The 23,103-nt window shown below is 68.3% G+C and carries 22 protein-coding genes; 11 read left to right on the top strand and 11 right to left on the bottom strand.

Going from position 1 to position 23,103, the window contains the following annotated elements; translation table 11 throughout:
* Positions 1–3: 3 nt before the first annotated feature.
* From arnA to arnB, 3 genes are read right to left on the bottom strand one after another with little or no spacing between them, the layout of a single operon-like run.
* Positions 4–1,983 (bottom strand): bifunctional UDP-4-amino-4-deoxy-L-arabinose formyltransferase/UDP-glucuronic acid oxidase ArnA, encoded by a 1,980-nt coding sequence (gene arnA, locus ACUCV0_RS13085; RefSeq protein WP_482212882.1) that lies wholly within the window; start codon positions 1,981–1,983, stop codon positions 4–6.
* 14 nt (positions 1,984–1,997) lie between these two features.
* Positions 1,998–2,987: an undecaprenyl-phosphate 4-deoxy-4-formamido-L-arabinose transferase gene (gene arnC / locus ACUCV0_RS13080; RefSeq protein ID WP_059316674.1), complete on the bottom strand. Its 990-nt coding sequence runs from the start codon at positions 2,985–2,987 to the stop codon at positions 1,998–2,000.
* On the bottom strand, positions 2,984–4,132 hold the full coding sequence (gene arnB, locus ACUCV0_RS13075) for a UDP-4-amino-4-deoxy-L-arabinose aminotransferase (RefSeq protein ID WP_482212978.1): 1,149 nt from the start codon (positions 4,130–4,132) through the stop codon (positions 2,984–2,986). The genes arnC and arnB overlap by 4 nt, the downstream gene beginning before the upstream one ends.
* A gap of 243 nt (positions 4,133–4,375) precedes the next feature.
* On the opposite strand from arnB, the gene ACUCV0_RS13070 reads away from it, so the two are divergent.
* The 5 genes from ACUCV0_RS13070 (at position 4,376) to ACUCV0_RS13050 (ending at position 8,723) form a co-directional block, all read left to right on the top strand.
* Positions 4,376–4,705: a hypothetical protein gene (locus ACUCV0_RS13070; protein WP_237140551.1), complete on the top strand. Its 330-nt coding sequence runs from the start codon at positions 4,376–4,378 to the stop codon at positions 4,703–4,705.
* Positions 4,702–4,992, top strand: coding sequence for a cell division protein ZapA (gene zapA, locus ACUCV0_RS13065; protein WP_313648665.1), 291 nt, complete (start codon positions 4,702–4,704; stop codon positions 4,990–4,992). The genes ACUCV0_RS13070 and zapA overlap by 4 nt, the downstream gene beginning before the upstream one ends.
* Positions 4,993–6,003: 1,011 nt before the next feature.
* Positions 6,004–6,561 (top strand): chorismate mutase, encoded by a 558-nt coding sequence (locus tag ACUCV0_RS13060; RefSeq protein ID WP_482212881.1) that lies wholly within the window; start codon positions 6,004–6,006, stop codon positions 6,559–6,561.
* A gap of 93 nt (positions 6,562–6,654) precedes the next feature.
* Positions 6,655–7,332, top strand: a complete 678-nt coding sequence (locus tag ACUCV0_RS13055; protein WP_271653399.1) for a response regulator transcription factor — start codon at positions 6,655–6,657, stop codon at positions 7,330–7,332.
* A complete protein-coding gene (locus ACUCV0_RS13050; RefSeq protein ID WP_482212880.1) occupies positions 7,329–8,723 on the top strand; it encodes a sensor histidine kinase in 1,395 nt (464 codons plus the stop codon). Before ACUCV0_RS13055 ends, ACUCV0_RS13050 begins: the two co-directional genes overlap by 4 nt.
* Positions 8,724–9,062: 339 nt before the next feature.
* Here ACUCV0_RS13050 and ACUCV0_RS13045 read toward each other — a convergent pair whose 3' ends face one another.
* The 4 genes from ACUCV0_RS13045 to ACUCV0_RS13030 are packed head-to-tail and all read right to left on the bottom strand — an operon-like array spanning position 9,063 to position 13,563.
* A complete protein-coding gene (locus ACUCV0_RS13045; protein ID WP_482212977.1) occupies positions 9,063–10,295 on the bottom strand; it encodes a thiolase family protein in 1,233 nt (410 codons plus the stop codon).
* A gap of 23 nt (positions 10,296–10,318) precedes the next feature.
* On the bottom strand, positions 10,319–10,867 hold the full coding sequence (locus ACUCV0_RS13040) for a DUF3237 domain-containing protein (RefSeq protein ID WP_482212879.1): 549 nt from the start codon (positions 10,865–10,867) through the stop codon (positions 10,319–10,321).
* Positions 10,860–12,092, bottom strand: a complete 1,233-nt coding sequence (gene mhpT, locus ACUCV0_RS13035; RefSeq protein ID WP_482212878.1) for a 3-(3-hydroxy-phenyl)propionate transporter MhpT — start codon at positions 12,090–12,092, stop codon at positions 10,860–10,862. The genes ACUCV0_RS13040 and mhpT overlap by 8 nt, the downstream gene beginning before the upstream one ends.
* A 10-nt stretch (positions 12,093–12,102) precedes the next feature.
* Positions 12,103–13,563: an alginate export family protein gene (locus tag ACUCV0_RS13030; RefSeq protein ID WP_482212877.1), complete on the bottom strand. Its 1,461-nt coding sequence runs from the start codon at positions 13,561–13,563 to the stop codon at positions 12,103–12,105.
* A 392-nt stretch (positions 13,564–13,955) separates the two neighbouring features.
* Between ACUCV0_RS13030 and ACUCV0_RS13025 the strand changes: the two genes are divergently transcribed.
* Complete coding sequence (locus ACUCV0_RS13025) at positions 13,956–14,288, top strand: I78 family peptidase inhibitor (protein WP_017639258.1); 333 nt, start codon at positions 13,956–13,958, stop codon at positions 14,286–14,288.
* 52 nt (positions 14,289–14,340) lie between these two features.
* Here ACUCV0_RS13025 and ACUCV0_RS13020 read toward each other — a convergent pair whose 3' ends face one another.
* Positions 14,341–14,988: an HAD hydrolase-like protein gene (locus ACUCV0_RS13020; RefSeq protein ID WP_482212876.1), complete on the bottom strand. Its 648-nt coding sequence runs from the start codon at positions 14,986–14,988 to the stop codon at positions 14,341–14,343.
* Between the two features lie 97 nt (positions 14,989–15,085).
* On the opposite strand from ACUCV0_RS13020, the gene ACUCV0_RS13015 reads away from it, so the two are divergent.
* Entirely contained in the window at positions 15,086–15,982 is an 897-nt protein-coding gene (locus ACUCV0_RS13015) for an alpha/beta hydrolase (RefSeq protein WP_482212875.1), read from the top strand.
* Here ACUCV0_RS13015 and ACUCV0_RS13010 read toward each other — a convergent pair.
* Both ACUCV0_RS13010 and ACUCV0_RS13005 read right to left on the bottom strand, forming a co-directional pair.
* The gene (locus tag ACUCV0_RS13010; RefSeq protein ID WP_059316686.1) at positions 15,979–16,467 is read right to left on the bottom strand and encodes a GNAT family N-acetyltransferase; all 489 of its coding nucleotides are present in this window, start codon (positions 16,465–16,467) and stop codon (positions 15,979–15,981) included. The genes ACUCV0_RS13015 and ACUCV0_RS13010 overlap by 4 nt on opposite strands.
* A gap of 37 nt (positions 16,468–16,504) precedes the next feature.
* Positions 16,505–17,095, bottom strand: a complete 591-nt coding sequence (locus ACUCV0_RS13005; protein WP_482212874.1) for a TetR/AcrR family transcriptional regulator — start codon at positions 17,093–17,095, stop codon at positions 16,505–16,507.
* Positions 17,096–17,171: 76 nt separating this feature from the next.
* Here ACUCV0_RS13005 and ACUCV0_RS13000 point away from each other — a divergent pair, with 76 nt between their 5' ends.
* From ACUCV0_RS13000 to ACUCV0_RS12985, 4 genes are all read left to right on the top strand, one after another.
* Positions 17,172–17,807, top strand: coding sequence for a glutathione S-transferase family protein (locus ACUCV0_RS13000; RefSeq protein WP_482212873.1), 636 nt, complete (start codon positions 17,172–17,174; stop codon positions 17,805–17,807).
* 217 nt (positions 17,808–18,024) lie between these two features.
* Complete coding sequence (gene mgtA, locus ACUCV0_RS12995; RefSeq protein WP_482212872.1) at positions 18,025–20,718, top strand: magnesium-translocating P-type ATPase; 2,694 nt, start codon at positions 18,025–18,027, stop codon at positions 20,716–20,718.
* 122 nt (positions 20,719–20,840) lie between these two features.
* Entirely contained in the window at positions 20,841–21,599 is a 759-nt protein-coding gene (locus tag ACUCV0_RS12990) for an SDR family oxidoreductase (RefSeq protein WP_482212871.1), read from the top strand.
* Between the two features lie 51 nt (positions 21,600–21,650).
* Complete coding sequence (locus ACUCV0_RS12985; RefSeq protein ID WP_482212870.1) at positions 21,651–22,184, top strand: DUF924 family protein; 534 nt, start codon at positions 21,651–21,653, stop codon at positions 22,182–22,184.
* A gap of 70 nt (positions 22,185–22,254) precedes the next feature.
* On the opposite strand, the gene ACUCV0_RS12980 is transcribed toward ACUCV0_RS12985, so the two are convergent.
* Complete coding sequence (locus ACUCV0_RS12980) at positions 22,255–22,920, bottom strand: nucleoside/nucleotide kinase family protein (RefSeq protein ID WP_482212869.1); 666 nt, start codon at positions 22,918–22,920, stop codon at positions 22,255–22,257.
* Between the last annotated feature and the right edge of the window lie 183 nt (positions 22,921–23,103).

Genomic DNA, 23,103 nt, shown 5'->3' with positions numbered 1-23,103 from the left:
TCATCAGGCCTCCCGCTGCGCCATGGCTTCGCGCAGGAAGAAGTCCAGCGTCTTGCCGACGGTGGCGGCCATGGCGGTGCTCGGCTGCCAGTCGATCAGGCGGCGGGCGTTCTCCACGCTGGGCTTGCGGTGGGCCACGTCCTGGTAGCCATCGCCATAGAAGCTCTTGCTCTCCACCTCGCGGAAGCCGGCGAAGGGCGGGAATTCGTGGCGCAGCGGATGGGCCTCGAACTGGGCCAGCAGCTCCTCGGCCAGCTCGCGAATGCTCGCTTCGTTGTCCGGGTTGCCGATGTTGATGATCTGGCCGTCACAGCGACCGCCCTGGTTCTCGATGATGCGGAACAGCGCCTCGATGCCATCGTCGACGTCGGTGAAGCAGCGCTTCTGGGCGCCGCCGTCCACCAGCTTGATCGGGGTGCCTTCCACCAGGTTGAGGATCAGCTGGGTGATGGCGCGGGAGCTGCCGATGCGCGCCGAGTCCAGGCGATCCAGGCGCGGGCCCATCCAGTTGAACGGGCGGAACAGGGTGAATTTCAGGCCCTTGGCGCCGTAGGCCCAAATGACCCGGTCGAGCAGCTGCTTGGAGACCGAGTAGATCCAGCGCTGCTTGTTGATCGGACCGACCACCAGGTTGGAGCGGTCTTCGTCGAAGCGCTCGTCCTGGCACATGCCGTACACCTCGGAGGTGGACGGGAAGATCACGCGCTTTCCGTACTTCACGCAGTGGCGAACGATCTTGAGGTTTTCCTCGAAGTCCAGTTCGAACACGCGCAGCGGATTGCGGGTGTATTCGATGGGGGTGGCGATGGCCACCAGCGGCAGCACCACGTCGCACTTCTTGATGTGGTATTCCAGCCACTCGGTGTGGATGGAGATGTCGCCTTCCACATAGTGGAAATTCGGATTGGCCTTGAGCCGCTCGATGGCGTCGGAGCCGATGTCCAGGCCATAGACCTCATACTCGCCGTCGGCCAGCAGGCGCTCGGAGAGGTGGTTGCCGATGAAACCGTTGACGCCCAGGATCAGCACCCGGGTACGGCGCTTGGCGCGGCGATCCTGGCGGTGCAGGCGGGCACCGGCCACCAGGCCGGCTTCGCGGCCCAGTTGCGGACCGGACAGGTAGAGGCCGTTGTCGCCCAACTGGCCGGCCTGGATTTCCAAGACGCCCTCGCCACAGGCAATGCGCAGCGGCTCCAGGCTCAGCACGCTGCCGGGGGCCTGGCCATGGGCTTCCTGGCGCGCCTGGGCGCTCCAGACGATCAGCTTGCGATCACCGATCCAGCCGAAGGCGCCCGGATAGGGTTGGGTCACGGCGCGCACCAGGTTGTTCAGCTCCACGGCCGGACGGCTCCACTCCAGCTCGCCATCGGCGGCGCTGCGGCGGCCATAGGTGGTGGCCTGGCTCTCGTCCTGCTCGCGCTCGGTCAGGCGGCCTTCGGCCAGGGCCGGCAGGGCGTCGCGCAGCAGCGTCTGGCTGGCTTCGCGCAGCTTGGCGTGCAGGGTCAGGGCGGTGTCGTCGGCGGCGATGGCGACGCGCTGCTGGGCGACGATGGCGCCGGCGTCGGCGCGCTGGACCATGCGGTGCAGGGTCACTCCGGTCTCGGTCTCGCCGTTGACCAGCACCCAGTTGGCCGGGGCGCGACCACGATAGCGCGGCAGCAGCGAGCCGTGCAGGTTGTAGGCGCCGCGCTTGGCGCAGGCCAGGACGTCGTTGGACAGCAGGTTGCGGTAGTAGAAGGAGAAGATGAAATCCGGCTCCAGGGCGCGGATGCGCTCGACCCAGATCGGGTGGTTGACGTCTTCCGGGGCATGCACCGGGATACCGTGGCGGGCGCAGAGCTGGGCCACCGAACCAAAGAAGCGGTTCTCGCTCGGGTCATCCGGGTGGGTGAAGACGGCGGCGATGGGATAGCCGGCCTGGATCAGCGCGGCGAGGCCGGCGCAGCCGATGTCGTGGTAGGCGAAGACGATGGCGGTTTTCATCAGGGGCTTTCCTGTTACTGGACCTGGCGCAGCGGCGCCGGCGAAGGAGAAAGGGTGGCGGCGCGGATCACTTGTTCCACGTGGAACCGGGGCCGGGCACGGACGTCGTGGTACACCCGGCCGAGGTACTCGCCAAGCAGACCGAGGCCGACGAACTGGGCGCCGGTAAAGATGAACAGCACGGCGAACAGCGAGAACACGCCATCGGCCGCCCACTCGGCGCCGTGGGTGACGCGCAGGACCAGCAGCAGTGCGGCGAATAGGAAGCCGAAGACGGCCAGGCCGCCGCCGAACAGGCTGAGCATGCGCAGCGGGGTGGTGGTCATGCAGGTCAGCAGGTCGAACATCAGGTTGATCAGCTTGAGGAAGCCGTACTTGGAATCCCCGTGTTCGCGCTCGGCGTGGCCCACCTCGATCTCGGTGGTGTGGCGGGCGAAACTGTTGGCCAGGATCGGGATGAAGGTGCTGCGCTCGTGGCAGGCCAGCATCGACTGCACCACCTGGCGGCGGTAGGCGCGCAGCATGCAGCCGTAGTCGCGCATGGCGACGCCGGTAGAGCGCTGCACGGCGCGATTGATCAGCCGCGACGGCAGGGTGCGCAGGTAGGAATCCTGACGCTGCTGGCGCACGGTGCCGACCACGTCGTAGCCCTGGGCGGCGGTGTGCACCAGGCGTGGGATCTCTTCCGGGGGATTCTGCAGGTCGGCGTCCAGGGTGATGATCAGATCGCCCCTGGCCTGCTCGAAGCCGGCGAGGATCGCCGAGTGCTGGCCGTAGTTGCGATTGAGCAGCACCGCCACGACGGGACTGTCTGGCTCGCTGGCGGCCTGCTGCAGCAGTTCGGCGCTGCGGTCGCGGCTGCCGTCGTCGACCAGGATGATCTCCACCTGGCAATCCAGCAGGCGGCAGGCGGCGCGGGTGCGGCGCAGCAGTTCCGGCAGGCTGGCTTCTTCGTTGTAGACGGGAATCACCACGGATACCCGGTCGATGGCATAGGGCTTCATGCGCCTTTCTCCAGCAGGTCTTCGATGGCGCCAACCACGCGGTCGACGTCGGCGAGGGTCATGTCGGGAAACAGCGGGATGGAGCACAGCCGTGCCGAATTCCATTCGCTGTTGGGCAGCGCCAGCGCCGGCCAGCGCTCGCGGTACCAGGGGTGCAGGTGGGTGGCGGTGAAATGGATGCCGGTGCCGATGCCGCGCGCCTTGAGGCCGGCCATGAAGGCTTCGCGCTCCAGCCCGCACCGCTCGGGGCAGATGCGCAGGATGTAGAGGTGCCAGGCGTGGGTCTGGGCGTAGTCGGGCAGCGCCAGAGGGGCGACCGGCAGATGCGCCAGGCGCTGGGTGTAGGCCTGGGCCAGCAGCCGACGACGGCTGTTGATGTCGCCCAGGCGGTCCAGCTGCACCAGGGCCAGGGCGGCGTGGATGTCCGAGAGGTTGTACTTGAAACCGGGCTCCTGCACCTGGGCCTGGGGCTTGCGGCCCAGGGCGTGGCGGTCGAAGGCGTCCACGGCCAGGCCATGGAATTTCAGCCGACGCACGCGCTCGGCTAGGGTGGCGTCGTCGGTCACCAGCATGCCGCCTTCGGCGCAGGTTAGATTCTTGATGGCGTGAAAGCTGAAGATGGCGGTGCCGCGCTGGCCGATGGACTCGCCCTGGTAGCGGGTGCCAGCGGCATGGGCGGCGTCTTCGATCAGCGCCACGCCATGCTGCTGGGCCAGGGCGCGCAGCGGAGCCAGGTCGCAACTGGCGCCGGCATAGTGCACCGGAACGATGGCCTTGGTGCGCGGGGTGATGGCCGCAGCCACCTGCTCGGCGGAGACCATCAGGGTATCGCGGTCGACGTCGACGAACACCGGGGTGGCGCCGATCAGGGTGATCATGTTGGCGGTGGAGACCCAGGTCAGCGAGGGGGTGATCACCTCGTCGCCCGGGCCGATGTCCAGTGCCAGCAGGGTCACGTGCATGGCAGCGGTGGCCGAGCACAGGGCCACGGCATGGGCGGCGCCCACGGAATCGGCGAAGCGCTCTTCCAGCAGGTTGGCCTGGGGGCCGGTGGTGATCCAACCCGAGGTCAGCACCTTGCTCACCGCGGCCACTTCCTCGGCGCCGATGCTGGGCCGGGAGAACGGCAGGAACGGCTCGTCCAGCTGATGCGGGGCGGTGCTCTGGGACAGATCGGTCATGGCGGCTCATCCGAAGCGAGGGGCGCCGGAACAGGACAGCCGACGCGATGAGCCCAGGCTAAGGCGCCTTGCCTTACGGCCCCCTTAGCGCAACCTGACAACTGCCTGACAGCCCGTCAGTTGCCTGGCCACCCCCGTGAACCCTTTGGCAAAACAAGGGCTTAGCCCGCGATGAATGGGGTGCCGGTGGTCGGCGAGAGGCCTAGAATGCACACCCTGCCCCCACCGGCAGCCCTGAACCTGACACGAGAGACGACCGCGCCCATGCTGGACAAGACCCTGAGCGAACTGGAAACCGCGATCCGCGACCTGCTGCAACGCAACCAGCGCCTGACCGCCCGCACCCACGAGCTGGAGCAGGCCCTGCAAGCCGCGCGCGAGGAAAACGACACCCTGCAACTGAGTCTGATGGAGCAGGAAGAACACGGCGCCAGCACCCGTCAGCGCGTGGAAGGCCTGCTGGCACTGCTGTCGGCTCAGTCGGTCGAGCACCAGGCCGCGGCCGAGGTCGAGCAGCGCCACGTGGCCGTCGAGTGAAGACCGCCAACGCGGGCGCCGACGACGAGGTGGAGGTGCTCGGTCGCCGCTACCGCTTCAAGGTGGCCGAAGGCGACCGCGCCGCCCTGCAACAGGCCGCTGCCCGCCTGCGCGACGAACTGGTCGCCATCCAGGGCGACCGCCGCCGCGGCGATGCCATCGAACTGCTGGTGCTGGCCGCCCTGCGCCTGAGCCTGAACACCGCCGCCGATGCCGGCGCCCTGAGCGCCCTCGACGCCCGCCTCCAGGCCCTGACCGCCGAGGTGCGGGCGGCGCAGGAGGCCTAAGGCCTCTCCCCTCCCCTGACACGCTGATCCGCTCTCTCCTGAGGTGAGGGAAGGACGCCGGTCGCGGCCACGCCCTGTGTTCGAATCCGCCTTGTTGGTCTTCGACGATAGCGCCGTCTCAACCCAACCTACGAGGACGTTCGGAGGTTGGGTTGAGCGCAGCGAAGCCCAACACTGGTGAGCACCTATGCGCGGGTACCCGCGTGGAAAACGCTGCGCGGTTTTCCACTCTACGCCTCCCTCACCTCCACGCCGATCCGCTCCCTTTCCTGGGGTAAGGGAAGGACGCCGGTCGCGGTCACGCCCTGTGCTCGAATCCGCCTTGTTGGGCTTCGACGTTAGAGCCGTCTCAACCCAACCTACGAGGAGTTCGGAGGTTGGGTTGAGCGCAGCGAAGCCCAACACTGGTGAGCACCTATACGCAGGTACCCGCGTGGAAAACGCTGCGCGGTTTTCCACCCTACGCCTCCCACGCCTATCCGCTCTCTCTCTCTCCTCGGGTAAGGGAAGGACGCCGGTCGCGGCCACGCCCTGTGCTCGAATCCGCCTTGTTGGGCTTCGACGATAGAACCGTCTCAACCCAACCTACGAGGAAGTTCGTAGGTTGGGTTGAGCGCAGCGAAGCCCAACACCGATGAGCACCTATGCGCAGGCACCCGCGTGGAAAACGCTGCGCGGTTTTCCACCCTACGCCTCCTCACCTCCCTCACCTACCTCACCTCCCACACCGATCCGCTCCCTCTCCCGCCGGGAGAGGGCTGGGGTGAGGGAAACCTGGTCGCGCTTCAGAACACCCGCCAGGTGGAGATGCGTAGGTGACGGCACTCGCGCATCTGAGCCTGATACGCACGCTACCTACCTCGGCTGGGAGCTGGGGGCTATCCAGGGTGCTTCGCGCCGCACGAGCTGCTCTAGAATGCAGGTTCAGGCCCACCCATCCTGGGTGACGAAACCACACCTTCACGTGCCCCCTGTAAATTTCACTCCCCGTGCCTGTTCCTGGAGATCGCCATGCGTCATCTACGTGTGCTCAGCCTGCCCTTGCTCTCTCTCGCCCTGAGTGGCCCCTTGCACGCTGCGGCCAACCCCCTGCCGGCGTTGATCGATGCCGTCAGCCAACGCCTGGCGATAGCCGACCAGGTCGCCCGCAGCAAGCTCGATACGGGCAAACCCGTGCTCGACGAGACTCGCGAGCAGCAGGTACTGCAGTCGGTGCAGCGCGCGGCAGCCGACCGGGGAGTTCCGACCGCCACGGCCCGGACCTTCTTCAGCATCCAGATGGAAGCCAACAAGCTGGTCCAATACGGCCTGCTGGATGCCTGGCGGCGCCAGCACCATATTCCGCCGCCAGACAAACCGGACCTGAGCAAACTTCGCAGCCGCCTGGACGAGCTGCAGGGACGCCTGCTCGACGGCCTGGCCGCCACCGCGCCCCTGCGCCAGGACAAGGACTGCCAGGCCAAGGTCGATCAGGCGGTGACCCGCTACCAGCTACAGCACTGGCAGGACAGCCTGCATCGCCTGGCCCAGGTGCGCGCCCTGGGCGACTTCTGCAGCCTACCGGACTGAACGCGCCGGCGGACAGCGGCGCGGTCTGCGACAGACCTCGGCGGCGGACGCTACACTCTGCGGCAGACCGTACTCACCGCTTGAGGAATGCCCATGCACATCCTGCTCGTCGAAGACGACGCCACCCTGGCCGACGGCATCCGCCGGGTCCTGGAAGGGCATGGCATGCAGGTCGATCTGCTGCGTAACGGCGCCGAGGCCGATGCCTGGCTGCGCACTACCCGCTTCGCCGTCGTGGTGCTGGACATCGGCCTGCCTGGCGGCCTGGACGGCTTCGAGGTGGTGCGGCGGCTGCGTCAGCGGGGCAGTGACCAGCCAGTGCTGCTGCTCACCGCCCGCGACGCCATCGACGACCGGGTGCACGGCTTCGAGGTGGGCGCCGACGACTACCTGGTCAAGCCCTTCGCCGTGCCCGAGCTGGTGGCGCGGATCAAGGCGCTGGTCCGTCGCGCCGGTGGCCAGAACAGCGCCGACCTCACCCTCGGCGCCCTGCGCCTGGACACCGCCGCCCACCAGGCGCGCGTCGGCGACATGCCGCTGGATCTCTCGGCACGCGAGTGGGCCGTACTCGAACACCTGCTGCGCCAGGCCGGCAAAGTGGTCTCCAAGCAGCAGATCATCGACGCCCTGGCGCCCTGGGGTAGCGAGGACCTGACCCACAACGCCGTGGAGGTCTATGTCTCGCGTCTGCGCTTGAAGCTGGCCGACTCGGGCGTCGGCATCCGCACCGTGCGCGGCTTCGGCTATCGCCTGGAGGAAGCCGCGCCATGACCGCCACTGCGCCCAGCCTGCGTCGGCGGCTGCTCAAGTGGCTGGTGCTGCCGGTGCTGCTGGTCAACCTCGGCGGCGCAGTGGTCAGCTACCAGTTCGCCCGCAAGCCGGCGTTCAGCGCCCTGGACGGCGATCTCACCGATGCGGCGATCCTGCTGGTCGAGCAGCTGGAGATGGACGGCAATGGCCGCCTGTGGCTGCCGGCGGAGGCCGACTACCTGCTGCGGCACAACAGCCACGACCATGTCTGGCTGGCGGTGAGGAGCCTGGACGGTCAGCTGCTGTTCGGCGACGCCGCCATGCCGGTCCAGGAGATCACCGACGAGATGCGCGACGGCCACACCACCGCCCTACGTACCCACATCAATGACCGCTCGGTGTTCATGGTCGGCCGGCTAGGCAACGTGGCGGGACAGCCGGTGGTGGCCAGCGTGGCCCAGACCCTGAGTCGCCACACCGCCGCCCTGCAGCGCATGGTGCTGACCCTAGTGGCGGTGCAGATCCTGGTCGCCCTGCTGATCGCCGCCCAGCTGCTGTGGGCGGTACGTCGCGGCCTGAAGCCGCTGGAACGGCTGGAGCGCCAGCTCGACAGCCGCCACTACGATGACCTTGCCCCGCTGCGCGAAGAAGGGGCACCCCGCGAGCTGGGCACCTTCGTCACCGCGCTCAACGGCCTGCTCCTGCGCATCCGCGAAGGCGCGCGCAACCAGCGCGCCTTTCTCGACGACATGGCCCATCAGCTGCGCACCCCGCTGGCCGGCATCAGCACCCTGACCCAGTGGCTGCGCCAGCGGCACGCCGGCGATGCCGAGAGCGCCGCGGCCCTGGCGCAACTCCAGGCTGCCACCGAGCGTATGACCCGCCAGACCAACCAGCTGCTGACCCTGGCCCGCGCCGCCACCGCGCGCCTGGAGAGTCCGCCGCGCGAACCCCTGCGGCTGGACGAACTCATCGGCGAAGCCATGCCCAGCCAACTGTCCCAGGCCGATTGCCACGGCATCGACCTGGGCTATGAACTGGAGCCGCAGACGGTACTGGGCAACGCCTTCCAGCTGCGCGACCTGCTCGACAACCTGGTGGACAACGCCCTGAGATACACCCCGCAGGGCGGTCAGGTCACGGTTCGGCTGCACGGTCAGGCCGGGGCGACGGTGTTGGAAGTGGAAGACGACGGCCCGGGTATCCCCGAGGCCGAGCGCGAACGCATCTTCGAACGCTTCTATCGCCTCGACCGCGGTATCCACGGCACCGGCCTGGGGCTGGCCATCGTCCGCGACATCGCCACCGCCCACGACGCCGGCATCGAACTGGCGACCGCGACCGGCGGCCAGGGTCTGCGGGTGGCCATCCATTTCCCGCCCCTGGCCTTGCCGCCAGCGGAGGCTTCGTAGGTTGAGTTGAAAGCTACCCTCACCCCAACCCTCTCCCCAAGGGAGAGGGGGCAATCCGGCACACCCTGCACCTTTGTAGGTTGGGCTGAGCGCAGCGAAGCCCAACACGCCGGAGCCTATCCCCTTACCCCAACCCTCTCTCCGCGGGAGAGGGGGCAATCCGGCACATCCTGCACCTCCGTAGGTTGGGCTGAGCGCAGCGAAGCCCAACACACCTGAGCCTATCCCCTCACCCCAGCCCTCTCCCCGCAGGAGAGGGGGCAATCCGGCACATCCTGCACCTCCGTAGGTTGGGCTGAGCGCAGCGAAGCCCAACACGCCCAGACCAACCCCTGCACCTTAACGCCCCCGCCACCCCGGGTTCTCCAGGAGCACCGCCATCCCCTGCCCACCACCAATGCACACCGCCGCCACGCCGTACCTGAGCCCCTCGGTACGCAGCTGGCGCGCCAGGGTGATGGCCAGGCGCAGACCGGTCGCGGCCAGCGGATGGCCGAGGGCGATGGCGCCGCCGTGGACATTGAGACGCACCGGATCCAGCTCCAAGGCGCGCTGTACCGCCAGCAGCTGGGCGCCCTGGGCTTCGTTGATCTCCAGGCGGTCGATGGCGTCCAGCGTCAGGCCGGCACGGTCGAGCAGGCCCTGGATGGCCGGCACCGGACCGCTGCCCATGAGGTCCGGCGGCACCCCGACCACGCAGCTACCCCGGACCCAGGCCAGCGCCCGTTCCGGCACGGCGTCCGCGCCCCGCGTTAGCAGCACGGCGGCGGCACCGTCGGCCACCGCGCAGCTGTTGCCGGCGGTCTGGACCCCGCCCGGATGCACCGGCGTCAGCCGTGCCAGGGCCTCCCGCGAGGTTTCCCGTGGATGGCTGTCATGCTCGACCACCGCGCAGCCCCGCGGCAGGCGCAACTCCCGCGGCGCCAGGCCCTCGGCCTCGAAGCGCGCCGCCGCCACTGGCACGATCTCTTCCGCGAACCAGCCCTGGCGCTGGGCCGCCAGGGCGCGCTCGAAGCTGCGCAGCGCCCAGGCATCCACAGCCTCGCGGGCGATGCCATGGCGCTGCGCCAGCCGCTCGGCGGTGGCGATCATGTCCAGCCCCGCCGCCGGATCCTTGAGCGCTTCCCAGAGAAAGTCGTGGAATTCCACCGGCGCACCGAGGCGAAAGCCACTGCGGTGGGTATAGGCGGCGATGGGATTGCGAGTCATGGACTCGGCCGCTACGCACAGCACCTGGCTGGCCTGGCCGCTCTGCAACTGGTCACCGGCCTGGCGCAGCAGCTCCAGGCCAGTGCCGCAGACCCGCTGCACCTGCAACGCCGGTACCGACTCGGGCACCCCGGCATAGAGGCCGATGTGGCGTGGCAGCAGATAGGCATCGAAGCTGGCCTGGGCCACCGAGCCGGCCAGCACGGAATCCACCACGTCGGCGTCGTGACCGCGCGCCAGCAGTGCGCGGGCCACGGCGATGCCCAGGTCGGTGGGCGATACCTGCCCCAGGGCGCCATTCAGATCGGTCCAGGGCGTGCGCACGCCATCCAGCAGCAGGACATCGTCGTAGAGCGCACTCATTCCGGTAGCCATCGGGTACTCCTCTATTGCAGCAGATAGGCGTCGTAGACCACCGCCTTGCCCAGGCGCATGGCGCTGCCCACGCCCAGGGCGCGGTTGAGCCAGGCATAGGCCGGGGCGGCGGTCTCGAAGGTCAGGGTGACGCGAAAGAAATAGCGCCGCGGGTCCACTGGTTTGCCTGCCGCCAGCTCGCGCATCACCTCCGGCGGGCCATAGCGATAACCCTTGGTCTGCAGATAGATCAGGGCGCCGTCGTCGGTCTGCAGCAGATAGCGGGTGTCGATGATGGCCAGGCCATCGGCGGTCACCACCTGCCAGTCGGCGCCATTGTTGAGGATCCGTCCGTGCAGGCGTTTGCCATCGAAGCGGCCACCGGTAATGGGGATGATGCGCCGCTTGCCCAGGCCGCTGGTCTGGCCCAACTCCCACACCGGGGCGTCGAGGGCTACCTCGAAGCGCGCCAGGGGTTCGAGCTGCAGCGGCGGCGGCGTGGCGGTGGCCGGATCGCCGTCCACCGTGGCCGCGCGGGCCAGGCCGGTCAGCAGCAGCATGACCAGCAGCAGGCTACGCATGACCGGGAGCCTCCACGCGGGCGATGGCCGTCGGCGCCGGTGCCCGGCGTTGCAGCAGGGCCAGCACAGCGCCCGCCGCCACCAGTACCGCCGGGGTGGTGGCCACCACCAGGGTCGCCGCACCGCCGCCGACAGCCAACACCTGGCCGGCCAGCAAGGGGCCGGCCATGGCGCCCAGGCGCCCCACCGCCACCGCCGCACCGGTCCCGGTGGCCCGTACCGCCGCCGGATAGAGTTGCGGTGCCAGGGCATAGAGCACCAGCTGGCCGCCGACCACGAACAATCCGGCGGCGAAGCCGGCCAGGGCCACCAGCGGATAGTCCTTCGCCAGACCCAGTCCGGCCAGACCCAGCAGGATGCCTAGGTAGATGGCCAGCACCGTCAGGCGTGGCCGCCAGCGATCCATGAGCAGGCCGAACAGCACCGAGCCGATGCCGCCGCCCAGGTTGAAGAGAATCTGCACCCCCACCGCCTGGCCGCGGCTGAAGCCCTGGCCCACCAGCAGCGAGGGCAACCAGTTGAGCAGCATGTACATCACCGTGAGGGTGAAGAAGTAGCCCAGCCACAGCAGCAGGGTGGTCGACAGCGGCACCGCTCCCAGCCAAGCCCCGCGCCTGCTGCCTGCCTGAGCCGCTTCGTGGCCGCGGAGAAAACCGGCGGTCTCCGCCAGGTAACGTCCAAGCAGGGGCGCCACCAGCAGCGGCGCCAGACCGCCGACATAGAACACCGTCTGCCAGCGGCCGACATCCAGCAGCCCCACCACCGCCGCCAGGGCGCCGCCCAGGGGCACGCCGCAGTACATCAGGCTGACCGCCGTGGCGCGGGCGCGCTCGTCCACCGACTCGGCGGACAGGGCGATCAGGTTGGGCAGGGCACCGCCCAGGCCGATACCGGTGAGCAGCCGCGCCAGCAAGAGGCTTTCCAGACTCCAGACATGGGCGGTGGCCACCGAAAAGACACCGAAGATCAGCACGCAGGCGATCAGCACCTTCTTGCGGCCGATACGGTCGGCACACCAGCCGCCAATGAAGGCGCCAGGCAGGAGGCCAAGGATGCTGGCGCTGAACACCAGGCCCATCTGCCCTGGCTGGAAGCCGAAGGTCTTGGCCATGGCCGGGGCGGCGATGCCCATGGCCTGGAGGTCCATGCCCTCCAGCAGGGCGACGATGAAACACAGCACGAGGGTCAAGCGGGCCCCGGAGGGGGCGTTGGCGAACAGACGCATGGCGGATTCCTCAGAAACGGAAGGTGGTGGCGGCCGACAGGTAGCTCGTACTGTCGCCATCGGCCTGGCGGATCGCAGCGCCGGCCTGGAAGTAGCTGTATTCCAGGTCCAGGGTCAGGTAGGGCAAGGGGCGCCAGCGCAGGTTGTTGCGCCAGAGGTTGCCGGTCTTGCGTGCGCTGCTGGCGGCGGAGCCCGGCACCGTCACCATGCCCGGCAGATAGACGCCGTCGTTGGTGTTCTGCCGCCAGACGGCGAACAGCCCGCTTTCCAGCTGCAGCGTGGGTTGGGGCGCAAGGGTCAACAGCGGACCGACCAGGTAGAGGTTGGCCAAGGTGGTGAGGCCGGAGTTGCCGTAGACGCCGTTCTTCGGATACAGCGGATCGAAGGTACCGGCCCGGTCATCGCCGGGCCGGTCATCACCGCTGGCGGCATCCAGGCGCACGGCCAGGCGCGGCTTCCAGGCGCCGGCGAGTCGGTAGCCGGTCTCGCTGCTCACCGCCCAGGCGCGGATCTGGGCACCATCGAGATGCCCGCCCTGCCCCATCAGATCCCAGCTCCAATCCCAGCCGTCGGCCTTGCCGAACAGCCGCACGCCGCCGGTGTAGCGCTGCTCCGCGCCGCTCAGGCCGTCCAGGCTGCGCTGATCCTTCTCCTGGCCGAAGCCATAGACGTCCAGCTGCAGCGATCCTGCCAGCGGCAGGGTGCCGTAGAGGCCATAGAACTTGACCGCGTTGTCGGAGCCGTCGTCGAAGCTGTCCTCGCCGGTCACCACCGGCCGCAGGGCGAAGGCATCCAGGCGATAGCCGCCCGGCTGGTTCCAGGACAGGCGCAGGCCGTCGAAATTGATGCGGATGTTGGGGCCGTCGCGGTAGGTGACCAGGACCTGCTCGCCATAGCCCAGCTCCTGGCGGCCGATCCGGGTCATCAGTTTGCCGCCGGCCAGCGGCGTGTTGAGGTCGATGAAGGCCTGGTGCAGCTCGGTGCGACTCTGGTCGAAGGGGCCATAGATCGCCTTGTTCCAGGTCCGGGTGTTCTCCAGCTGGACGAAGGTACGCACCGCATCGTCGAACAGGTGCAGGTCGGCGTGCAGCTGCAGACGCTGCTGGATGTAGTGGTCGGTGTTCACCCCGCGCCGACCAAAGACCGGATTACGAAAGGTATCGACGCGATAGCGGGCCTCGCCACCGGTCTGCAGCCAGGCTGACTCACTCAGGCGCTGGTAGCGCAGGCCATCGAAGGGATCGGTGCGCTTGGCGTGATCGTCGAGGAAGCGGTAGTCCTCGATCCAGCGCGGTGGACCGGGCGGTAGCGGCCGTTCCACCTCCAGCCTGTTGAGCGGCTTTGGCGGTTGCTCCAGATTGAGCGAAGGTGCGGCGGCAATGCCCTGGCTGAAAAGCAAAGCGGCGAGAGAGGCGAACGCAAGGCACGAGCGGGCCCGTGCGCAGGCCTGGGGCGAGCGCGATGTCGACATGGTGTGAGTCCTGACGAAGGAGGCGGAAAGCGCCTTGGGGCGCGAGGATCAGGGCCTAGCGGACGCGGATCGGCTGATCGTCAGGAGGGAAAGCGGCGGGATAGCGAGCTGACATGGCGGGTGTTCCTTTCTTGTTGTTGTCATCACCGTAAGAGGCCGTATGGCCCTGGTTCGATGATGGTCGATGCCAAAAATGGATCAAGCCGTGCCACCCGAATTTGGCCGATTACCGAACGTTATATTTGTTAACTTTATCCCTGGGAGATGACTGGTCACCTGTGGCTATCAACGTCGCCTGACTCGCGATTTGTAACAATGCCCACCCCAGAGGGGTCCATGCAGAGGCCCGTACGGGTTAAGGTTCCTTCCCCCACGATCGAAAAGGCGAACTCATGAGCTCCAAGTCCCCTCTCCTGCTGGCCAGTGCCGCCCTCTTCACCCTGCTGGCCGGTTGCAGCTCGCATGAAACCCAGGACAGCCCGGCGGCCTCCTCGACCACGAGCGGCGCCGTCAGCAGCAGTGGCCGTTGCAACTCCGATGCGGTCCAGGACCTGGTTGGCAAGGCCCTCTCCCCGGCCCTGGCCGAGGAAGGCCGTCAGCGCGCCGGTGCCCAGGTCGTCCGCGTGGTCCGTCCGCAGGACCCCATGACCATGGACTTCAATTCCCAGCGCCTGACCATCACCACCAGCGCCAGTCTGGTAGTGCAGACCGCCACCTGCGGCTGATCCCCGCGCCCCTCGACCTGCCGGCCCAGGCCGCGCAGGTCGGCACGCTCCACTAGAGGCCGAAACCCTGGCGCAGGGCTGCCACGCTGTGGAAGTGAAAGGCCGGGCGCTGGCGCTCCAGTTCTTCCCGGCTGCCGAAGCCATAGCCCAGGGCCACCGCCGCCACGCCGTTTTCACGCGCGGCGATCAGGTCGTGCTCACGATCGCCCAGCATCAGGCAACTTTCCGGCGCCAGCCCTTCGGTTTCCAGCACGAAACGCAGCAGCTCGGTCTTGTCGGCGCGGGTGCCATCCAACTCGCTGCCATGCAGCGCGGTGAAGAACTCCGTCAGGGCGAAGTGCCTGAGGATCTCCACGGCGAACACCCGCGGCTTGGCCGTCACCAGATAGAGCCGCCGCCCGGCTGCCTGCAGATCGGCCAGCACGTCGCGGATGCCCGCGTAGACCTCGTTTTCATAGAGACCGGTGGCGCGGAAATACACCCGATAGGCCTCCACCGCGCGCCAGGCCCGCGCCTCGTCGAGGCCATAGTGGGTCATGAAGCTCTGCAGCAGCGGCGGGCCGATGAAGACCTCCAGCCTGCGCGAGTCGGGCTCCTCGATCCCCTCGGCGCGCAGCGCCACCTGGATCGCCCGGGTGATGCCCAGGCGTGAATCGGTGAGGGTGCCATCGAGATCGAACAGCAGATGGGGGTGATGCATGGGGTGTCCTGGCAACGGGAAATCCTGGCCAGTATGGCGAGCGGGAACAGAGATCGGTAGGCTCGACCGCTCTACTGGAAATGAGTCTTGTTCGCTAATGCCGCTTTCGCCACGCTTCACCCGTCAGAGCGCCTGGCTGGCCCTGCCGCTGCTACTCGCCCTCGCCGCTCCCGGCCAGGCCCGCCCCATCGATCAGCCCATGGACGCCCAGGTGCTCCAGCAGCCGGGCCATGGCTATGCCTTCAGCGAGCTCAAGCTGGATTCCGTCGATGGCGCCCGCCACTACCAGGTATGGATCGCCCGACCCGCCACTCCGGCACCGGCTGCCGGCTATCCGGTGCTCTATCTGCTCGACGGCAACGCCGCCCTGGGCGGCCTGAACGCCGAGTTGCTCGACACCCTGGCCAAGCGGCCTAATCCGCCCGTGCTGGTGGCGGTGGGCTATGTCGGCGGCAAGCGCATCGACGGCCCCGGACGGGCCTACGACTACACGCCGTCAGCGCCTACCAGCGAACGCTTTCGCGAGATGGCCACCGGCGGCGCCGACGTCTTTCTCGCCTGGCTGCTGGAGCGCCTGGAACCGGCAGTTGGCCGTCAGGTGCCGTTGGATCGCGGCCAGCGTGCGCTCTGGGGTCACTCCCTGGGCGGGCTGTTCGTCCTCCATGCCCTGCTCACCCGCCCGGACGCCTTCGCCCAGGGCTATGCCGTGAGCCCCTCGCTGTGGTGGAGCCCTACCGTGCTGCCCCAGGGTGATGAACAGCTCAAGGAGCGCTTCAGGGCGCATCCGGCCCGCCTGGTACTGCTGCAGGGCGGCGCCGAACGCGAGCTGCCCGCGCATTTCCAGAGCGAGGTCCCCGCCGACGCCACCCGGCGGCTGGCCGATCGCCTCGGCCAGATCCCTGGCATCCAGGTGCGCTACGAGGTCCTCGCAGGCCTCGGCCACGGACCCATGCTGCCGGCCTCGCTGAAAGCCGTGCTGAGCGAGTGGCGCTAGTCCGCCAGCCAGCGATACATCACCAGGCAATCCACCAGCCCCAGGCTGGCATGGCGATAGGCCCTGGGCAGGGTGCCAACGATCTCGAAGCCATGCTTTTGCCAGAGCCGCACCGCCACCTGATTGCTGGCCACCACCGAGTTGAATTGCATGGCCTGGAAGCCGAGTTCGCGGCCTACCTGCAGGGAGTGCTCGCAAAGGGCGCCGGCCACGCCCTGGCCGCGGGCGGCGGGGGCGACCATGTAACCGCAGTTGCAGACATGATCGCCCGGGCCCATGGCATTGGCCTTGAGGTAGTAGCTGCCGAGAATCTGGCCATCGCGTTCGGCGACGAAAGTCGCCCGGGGCAATTCCACCCAGAGCCGCCAGGCGTCGTCACGGCTCATGTCCGGATCGTAGGCGTAGGTTTCCCGGGCCTGGGCAACCTGCTGGATCAGCGGCCAGACCTGGTCGAAATCGGCGGCTTCGAGGGGGCGAATCTGCATGGGTGACTCCGGCGGACAAGAGAGTCGCCAGTGTCGCCTAGCCGGCCGCCGCTGCCAAATCCTCGCCCGCGTCCAATAGCCCCTGACCGCCCTGGCGACAGGCCGCCAGCAATTCCTCGGCGAGCCCCTCGTCATCCAGCGCTCGCGCCAGGGCCACGCCGCCGATCAGGGTGGTGGCCAGCTGCAGCGCCTGGGTGCGCCGTTGCGCCGGCGGCCCTGGTAGATCCTGTTCCAGACGGGCGACGAAGCGCGCGAAGAAACGGGTATAGCTGCTACGGATGGCGGCCTCCTGGTGGGTGACGTCGGCCGCCAGAAAGGCCAGGGGACAGCGTAGCGACTCGCCCTCGGCGTGCTCGCGACTCAGGTAATGCTCGACCAGTTGACCGAGGCCCTCGCCACCCAGGCTGTCGAGCCGGGCGCTGCCTACCTGGGCGGCATGGGCGATGGCATGGTCATAGAGCTCGGTCTTGGTGCGGAAGTGGTGGTAGAAGGCGCCACGGGTGAGACCGGCAGCGGTCATCAGTTCGTCGAGCCCGACGGCGTCGAAGCCCTTCAGCGCGAACAGGCGGGCGGCGCTGTCGAGGATGCGCTGGCGGGTCTGCTCGCGCTGATCAAGGGGCCAGGCCATGAAAACTCCAGATTATGTTCTTGAACATAAGGTCCCCTTTGCCAGCATCAGGCCTTCTTTGCAAGGAGCCTGATCCATGACGCCCTATCTCTTCGGTCCCGCCTTCAGCACCCTGGTACGCAGCGTACGCCTCCATGCCCTGGAAGGAGGCCTCGAACTACCCTGCGGCCTGGCCCCCGGTGGTCAGGCCGTCGCCTGGCGCAGCGAGGCCCATCTGGCACTGCATCCCTTCGGCCAGGTCCCCGTACTGCTGCATGGCGAGCAGCGGGTCTTCGAGACCCTCGCCATCTGCCGGTATCTCGACCGTCAGCTGCTACCGCCCCGTGAGGCGGTCGACGACCCGGAGCAGGACGCCTGGGCCAGCGCCCTGCTGACCACCGTGGACACCCGCCTGATCCGCCACTATCTGCTGCGCGTGGCCGGCCCTCGTCCTCGTCCCTACCAGACGCCGGAAGAACAGCAGCGGGCCGTGGCCGAGGTCGACGCGACCCTGGCGGTGCTCGATCGCCAGCTGGGTGACAGGGGCTTTCTCTGCGGTCCCCGCTTCGGCCTGAGCGATGCCCTGCTGGCACCGATGCTGGACTACCTGGAGCGCCTGCCGGAGCCGCGCTGGCTGGCTACCTGGCCGCGCCTGGACGCCTACCTCGCCCGCCTGCGCGCGCGGTCGTCCGGCCAGGCGATCCTGGTGGCAACCGACTTCGCCCTGCGTTAAGCCAGTCTTAACCCACCTCTGGTGCAATCGCCCCGCGCCACCGGCCTGCCCGGTGCGCACCCCCTTTCCAGACGGAGGCCACCGCGCCTGATGAACCCCGACCCCAGTCCGTTACTCAGCGCCAGGTAGCCCCGTACGGCCGCCTGGCTTGCCAGGCGGCCGCGACTCTCGCGTGCCGCAGCCCGCTTATCGTGGCCCCGGCCACGGGGAGTTCGCCATGTTCAAAACCCTGACCCAACCCCTGCTGGAGTTCTTCAGCCAGCGTCTCGACCGCCGCCTGTTCCGCCGCCCCGTCCTCTGGCAACACCTGCCCACGGGCCACGGCCGCAGCGAACCCCAGGCCGACTTCAGCCGCCGCCTGCACGAGGCCGCCAGCCTCGCCGAAGGCGACCTGTTGCGCCGCCATCGCAGCAGCCCCCTGGGCCTGTCCGCGGCCGAGGCCGCCGAGCGCCGCGGCAGCGACGGCTACAACGAGGTCGAGCAGGACCAGAAGCTCAGCGCCTGGCGTCACCTCTGGCTGAGCTATCGCAATCCCTTCAACCTGCTGCTGACCCTGCTGGCCATCGTCTCGGCGCTTACCGACGACCTGCCCGGCGCCACCGTGATCGGCACCATGGTGCTGGTGTCCACGGTGCTGCGTTTCGTCCAGGAATCGCGCTCCAACCGCGCCGCCGAGCGGCTCAAGGCGCTGGTCAGCACCACCGCCACGGTACTGCGGCCGGAGGCCGGCAATCCCTTCGGCGTCGAGGTACCGATCCGCGAACTGGTGCCGGGCGACGTGGTGCGCCTGGCCGCCGGCGACATGATCCCGGCCGACCTGCGCCTGCTCAGCGCCCGCGACCTCTTCGTCGGCCAGGCCGCCCTCACCGGCGAATCCTTGCCGGTGGAAAAGCGCGCCCTCACCCTGACCGCCGCCGGCAGCGCGCTGGAGCTGGACAACCTCTGCTTCATGGGCACCAACGTGGTCAGCGGCGCCGCCACCGCCGTGGTCATCGGCACCGGTGTCGGTACCTATTTCGGTAGCCTGGCCGAGCGGGTGACCCGCGTCACCGAGGAGCCCAACGCCTTCCAGCAGGGGGTCAACAAGGTCAGCTGGCTGCTGATCCGCTTCATGCTGGTGATGGCGCCGCTGGTGCTGCTGATCAACGGCCTGACCAAGGGCGACTGGCTGGAAGCGGCACTGTTCGCCCTCTCGGTGGCGGTCGGCCTGACCCCCGAGATGCTGCCGATGATCGTCACCTCCACCCTGGCCAAGGGTGCGGTGGTGCTGGCCCGGCAGAAGGTGGTGGTCAAGCGCCTGGACGCCATCCAGAACTTCGGCGCCATGCAGGTGCTGTGCACCGACAAGACCGGCACCCTGACCCAGGACCGCATCGTCCTGGAACGCCATACCGATGCCCGCGGCCGGCCCAGCGATGCCGTGCTGGAGTACGCCTATCTCAACAGCCACTACCAGACCGGGCTGAAGAACCTGCTCGATGTGGCGGTGCTGCAGCACGCTGAACTGCGTGGCCTGAGCCTGGCCTATCGCAAGGTGGACGAACTGCCCTTCGACTTCGAGCGCCGGCGCATGTCGGTGGTGGTGGCCGACGGTCAGCGCCATCTGCTGGTGTGCAAGGGCGCCCTGGAAGAGATGCTCGCCGCCTGCACCCGGGTTCGCGAAGACGGCGTCGACCTGCCGCTCACCGCCGAGAGCCTGGCGCACATCCGCACGCTCACCGCCGAACTCAATGACGAAGGCCTGCGCGTGGTGGCCGTGGGAATTCGCGAACTGCCCGGCGACAGCCTCGACTACAGCGTCGCCGACGAGCGCGATCTAGTGCTGATCGGCTACATCGCCTTTCTCGATCCGCCCAAGGAGACCGCGGTGGCCGCCCTGCGCGCCCTCGCCGCCCAGGGCGTCGCGGTCAAGGTGCTCACCGGCGACAACGAGCGCGTGACCCGGCGTGTCTGCCAAGAGGTCGGCCTGGAGGTGGACGGCCTGCTCACCGGCGCCGAGATCGAGGCGCTGGACGACCGCGCCCTCACCGCGCGGCTGGCCACCACCACGGTCTTCGCCCGCCTCACCCCGGCGCACAAGGAGCGCCTGGTCCGGCTGCTGCGTGACCAGGGCCTGGTGGTGGGCTTTCTCGGCGACGGCATCAACGACGCCCCGGCGCTGCGTGCGGCCGACATCGGCATCTCGGTGGATTCGGCGGTGGACATCGCCAAGGAAGCCGCCGACATCATCCTGCTGGAGAAGAGCCTGCTGGTGCTGGAAGAAGGCGTGCTGCAAGGCCGCAAGACCTTCGCCAACATGCTCAAGTACATCAAGATGACCGCCAGCTCCAACTTCGGCAACGTCTTCAGCGTGCTGGCGGCGAGTGCCTTCCTGCCCTTTCTGCCGATGCTGCCGCTGCACCTGCTGGTGCAGAACCTGCTGTACGACCTGTCGCAGACCGCCATTCCCTTCGACCACGTCGATGACGACCTGCTGACCCGCCCGCAGCGCTGGAAGGTGGAGGACATCGGCCGCTTCATGCTGTTCTTCGGCCCGCTGAGCTCCATCTTCGACATCCTGACCTTCCTGGTCATGTGGCACGTCTTCGGCGCCAACACCCCAGCCCACGAGACGCTGTTCCAGACCGGCTGGTTCGTCGAAGGCCTGTTGTCCCAGACCCTGGTGGTGCACCTGATCCGCACCCGCCGCCTACCCTTCGTGCAGAGCCGCGCCGCGGCCCCGCTGCTGATCATGACCGGCGTCATCGTCGCCATCGGCCTGCTGCTGCCCTTCTCGCCGCTGGCCAGCTACTTCCGCCTGCAGCCGCTACCGCTGGGCTACTTCCCCTGCCTGGTGCTCCTACTGGCAGGCTACGCCCTGGTGGTCCAGGGCATGAAGGGCTGGTTCATCCGGCGCTACGGCTGGCAGTAGGGGACGCGGCCAAGGCTCCCACCCGCGCCCTCTCCTGCGGGGAGAGAGCCGGGTAAGGGGCGCCCACCACCCCAGCACGACCTGCTAGCCTTGAGGCACCCTTTCCGCCCCAAGGATCGCCCATGACCACCACCCGCCCCATCGCCCTCGTCACCGGTGCCTCCCAGGGTATCGGCCGCGCCGTCGCCCTCGGCCTGCTCGCGGACGGTTTCCGCGTGGTCCTCGCAGCGCGCCGCGCCGAGCCCTTGGAAGCCCTGGTGGAAGAAGCCCGGCAGCAGGGTGGCGAAGCCCTGGCGGTCCCCTGCGACGTCACCGACGCCGCCAGCGTCGAGGCGCTCTTCGCCCGGATTCGGGACACCTATGGCCGTCTCGATCTGCTGTTCAACAACGCCGGCGTCGGCGCCCCGGCGGTGCCCATCGACGAGCTGGAACTGGATGCCTGGCACCGGGCGGTCAACACCAACCTCACCGGCGTCTTCCTCTGCAGCCGCGCCGCCTTCGCCCTGATGCGCGAGCAGTCGCCGCGTGGCGGGCGGATCATCAACAATGGTTCCATCTCGGCCCATACCCCGCGTCCCTTCAGCGCGCCCTATACCGCCACCAAGCACGCCGTGGCCGGGCTGACCAAGGCCCTGGCCCTGGACGGCCGCGCCTTTGACATCGCCTGCGGCCAGATCGACATCGGCAACGCCGCTACCGAGATGACCGAGCGCATGGCCAACGGCGTGCTCCAGGCTGACGGCAGTACCGCCGTGGAACCGCGCATGGACGTCAGGCACGTCGCCAACGCCGTCCGCTACATGGCCAGCCTGCCGCTGGACGCCAACGTCCAGACGCTGACGGTAATGGCAACCAAGATGCCCTACGTTGGTCGCGGCTGAACGGTTCCACGTGGAACCCGATCAGGCCAGCCCTCATCCGAGGAGTACGACATGACCCCAGCGGACGTGGTCACCTTCTGGCGCACCGCCGGGCGCCACCAATGGTTCAACGGTGGCGCCGCCTTCGACGCCAGCTGCCGCGCACGTTTCCAGGCAGCGCACCTTGCCGCCAGTCGCCGCGAGTTCGATGACTGGGCCACCAGCGCCGAAGGCGCCCTGGCCCTGTGCCTGTTGCTCGACCAGATTCCACGCAACATCTTTCGTCACAGCGGCCATGCCTTCGCCACCGACGGCCTGGCCCTGAGCCATGCCCGGCAGGCGATCGAGGCCGGTCTGGACCTGCAGATCGAACCCGAACTGCGGGCCTTCTGCTACCTGCCCTTCGAGCACTCCGAGGTGCTGGCCGACCAGCAGCGCTCGCTCGAATTGTTCGCGGCCCTGGGCATCGAGCACTACCTTCGCTACGCCAAGGCGCATCTGGAGGTGATCGTCCGCTTCGGTCGCTTTCCCCATCGCAATCGGGCGCTGGGCCGCATCAATACGCCGGACGAACAGGCCTGGCTGGATGCTGGTGGCGGTTTCTAACCAGGCCCTTACGGACGAGGCCCGCAGCCCTGTCGGTCGGCAGGGAAGCAGACCTTTCGTCCTTGCCGGACTATAGGGCCGCCGCCCCGTCGCGCCACTCCACCACCAGATCCGCCCGTGCCCGGTCGCCGTCGATCAGCTGTGCATTGGGCTCGTCGGTGCTGGCCACCCAGGCTTCGGCGTCTGCCCGGCTCCGGCCGAAGTGCATGTGCCGGGCGACCAGGCGTTCGCGACGCTCCTCGGGGTCGACGCGAACGTACCAGCACTCGTCGAACACCTCGGCGACATCGCTCCAGGGCGCCTGGGTCAGCAACAGGTAATTGCCCTCGCTGATCACCAGCTGGGTCTCGGCCGGCACTGGAATGGCGTTGGCGATAGGCTCCTCGATCTCGCGATTGAACAGCGGCGCATAGACGATTTCCCCAGCTACCGGCGTCTTGAGTCGCTGCAGCAGGGCGCGATAGCCCCGGGCGTCGAAGGTGTCCGGCGCCCCTTTGCGCTGGGCGCGTCCCAGGCGGGCCAACTCACGATTAGCCAGATGGTAGCCGTCCATGGGCACCACCACGGCGCGCTCGCCCAGCGCCGCCGCCAGCAGCTCGGCTACGGTGGACTTGCCCGCACCCGGGGTGCCGGCGATGCCCAGCAGGCGGCGTCCGCCCTGGGCCAGCAGCGCCTCGGCGCGGGCCAGGAGTTCGGCGGGTAGTTGTAAGCCCGCTACCGGACGCTGACTGCTCATGCTGGCACCCCCGGCAGCAAGACGGTAGCGAAGACAGGCAGGCATGGGAGAGCAGTCATGGCGGATGTTCCGGCAATGGGGATCGCGGCACGCTAGCACCCACCGGAGCGGCCGTCGACTCGGGGTATGCGCCGGCGGAAAGCGATCACAGTCGGCACCCCATTCGACCGGATGGCCGAGTGC

It is taken from the genome of Pseudomonas sp. VMV1 (genome assembly GCF_056790235.1).
This window is presented reverse-complemented; position numbering and strand designations above follow the sequence as displayed.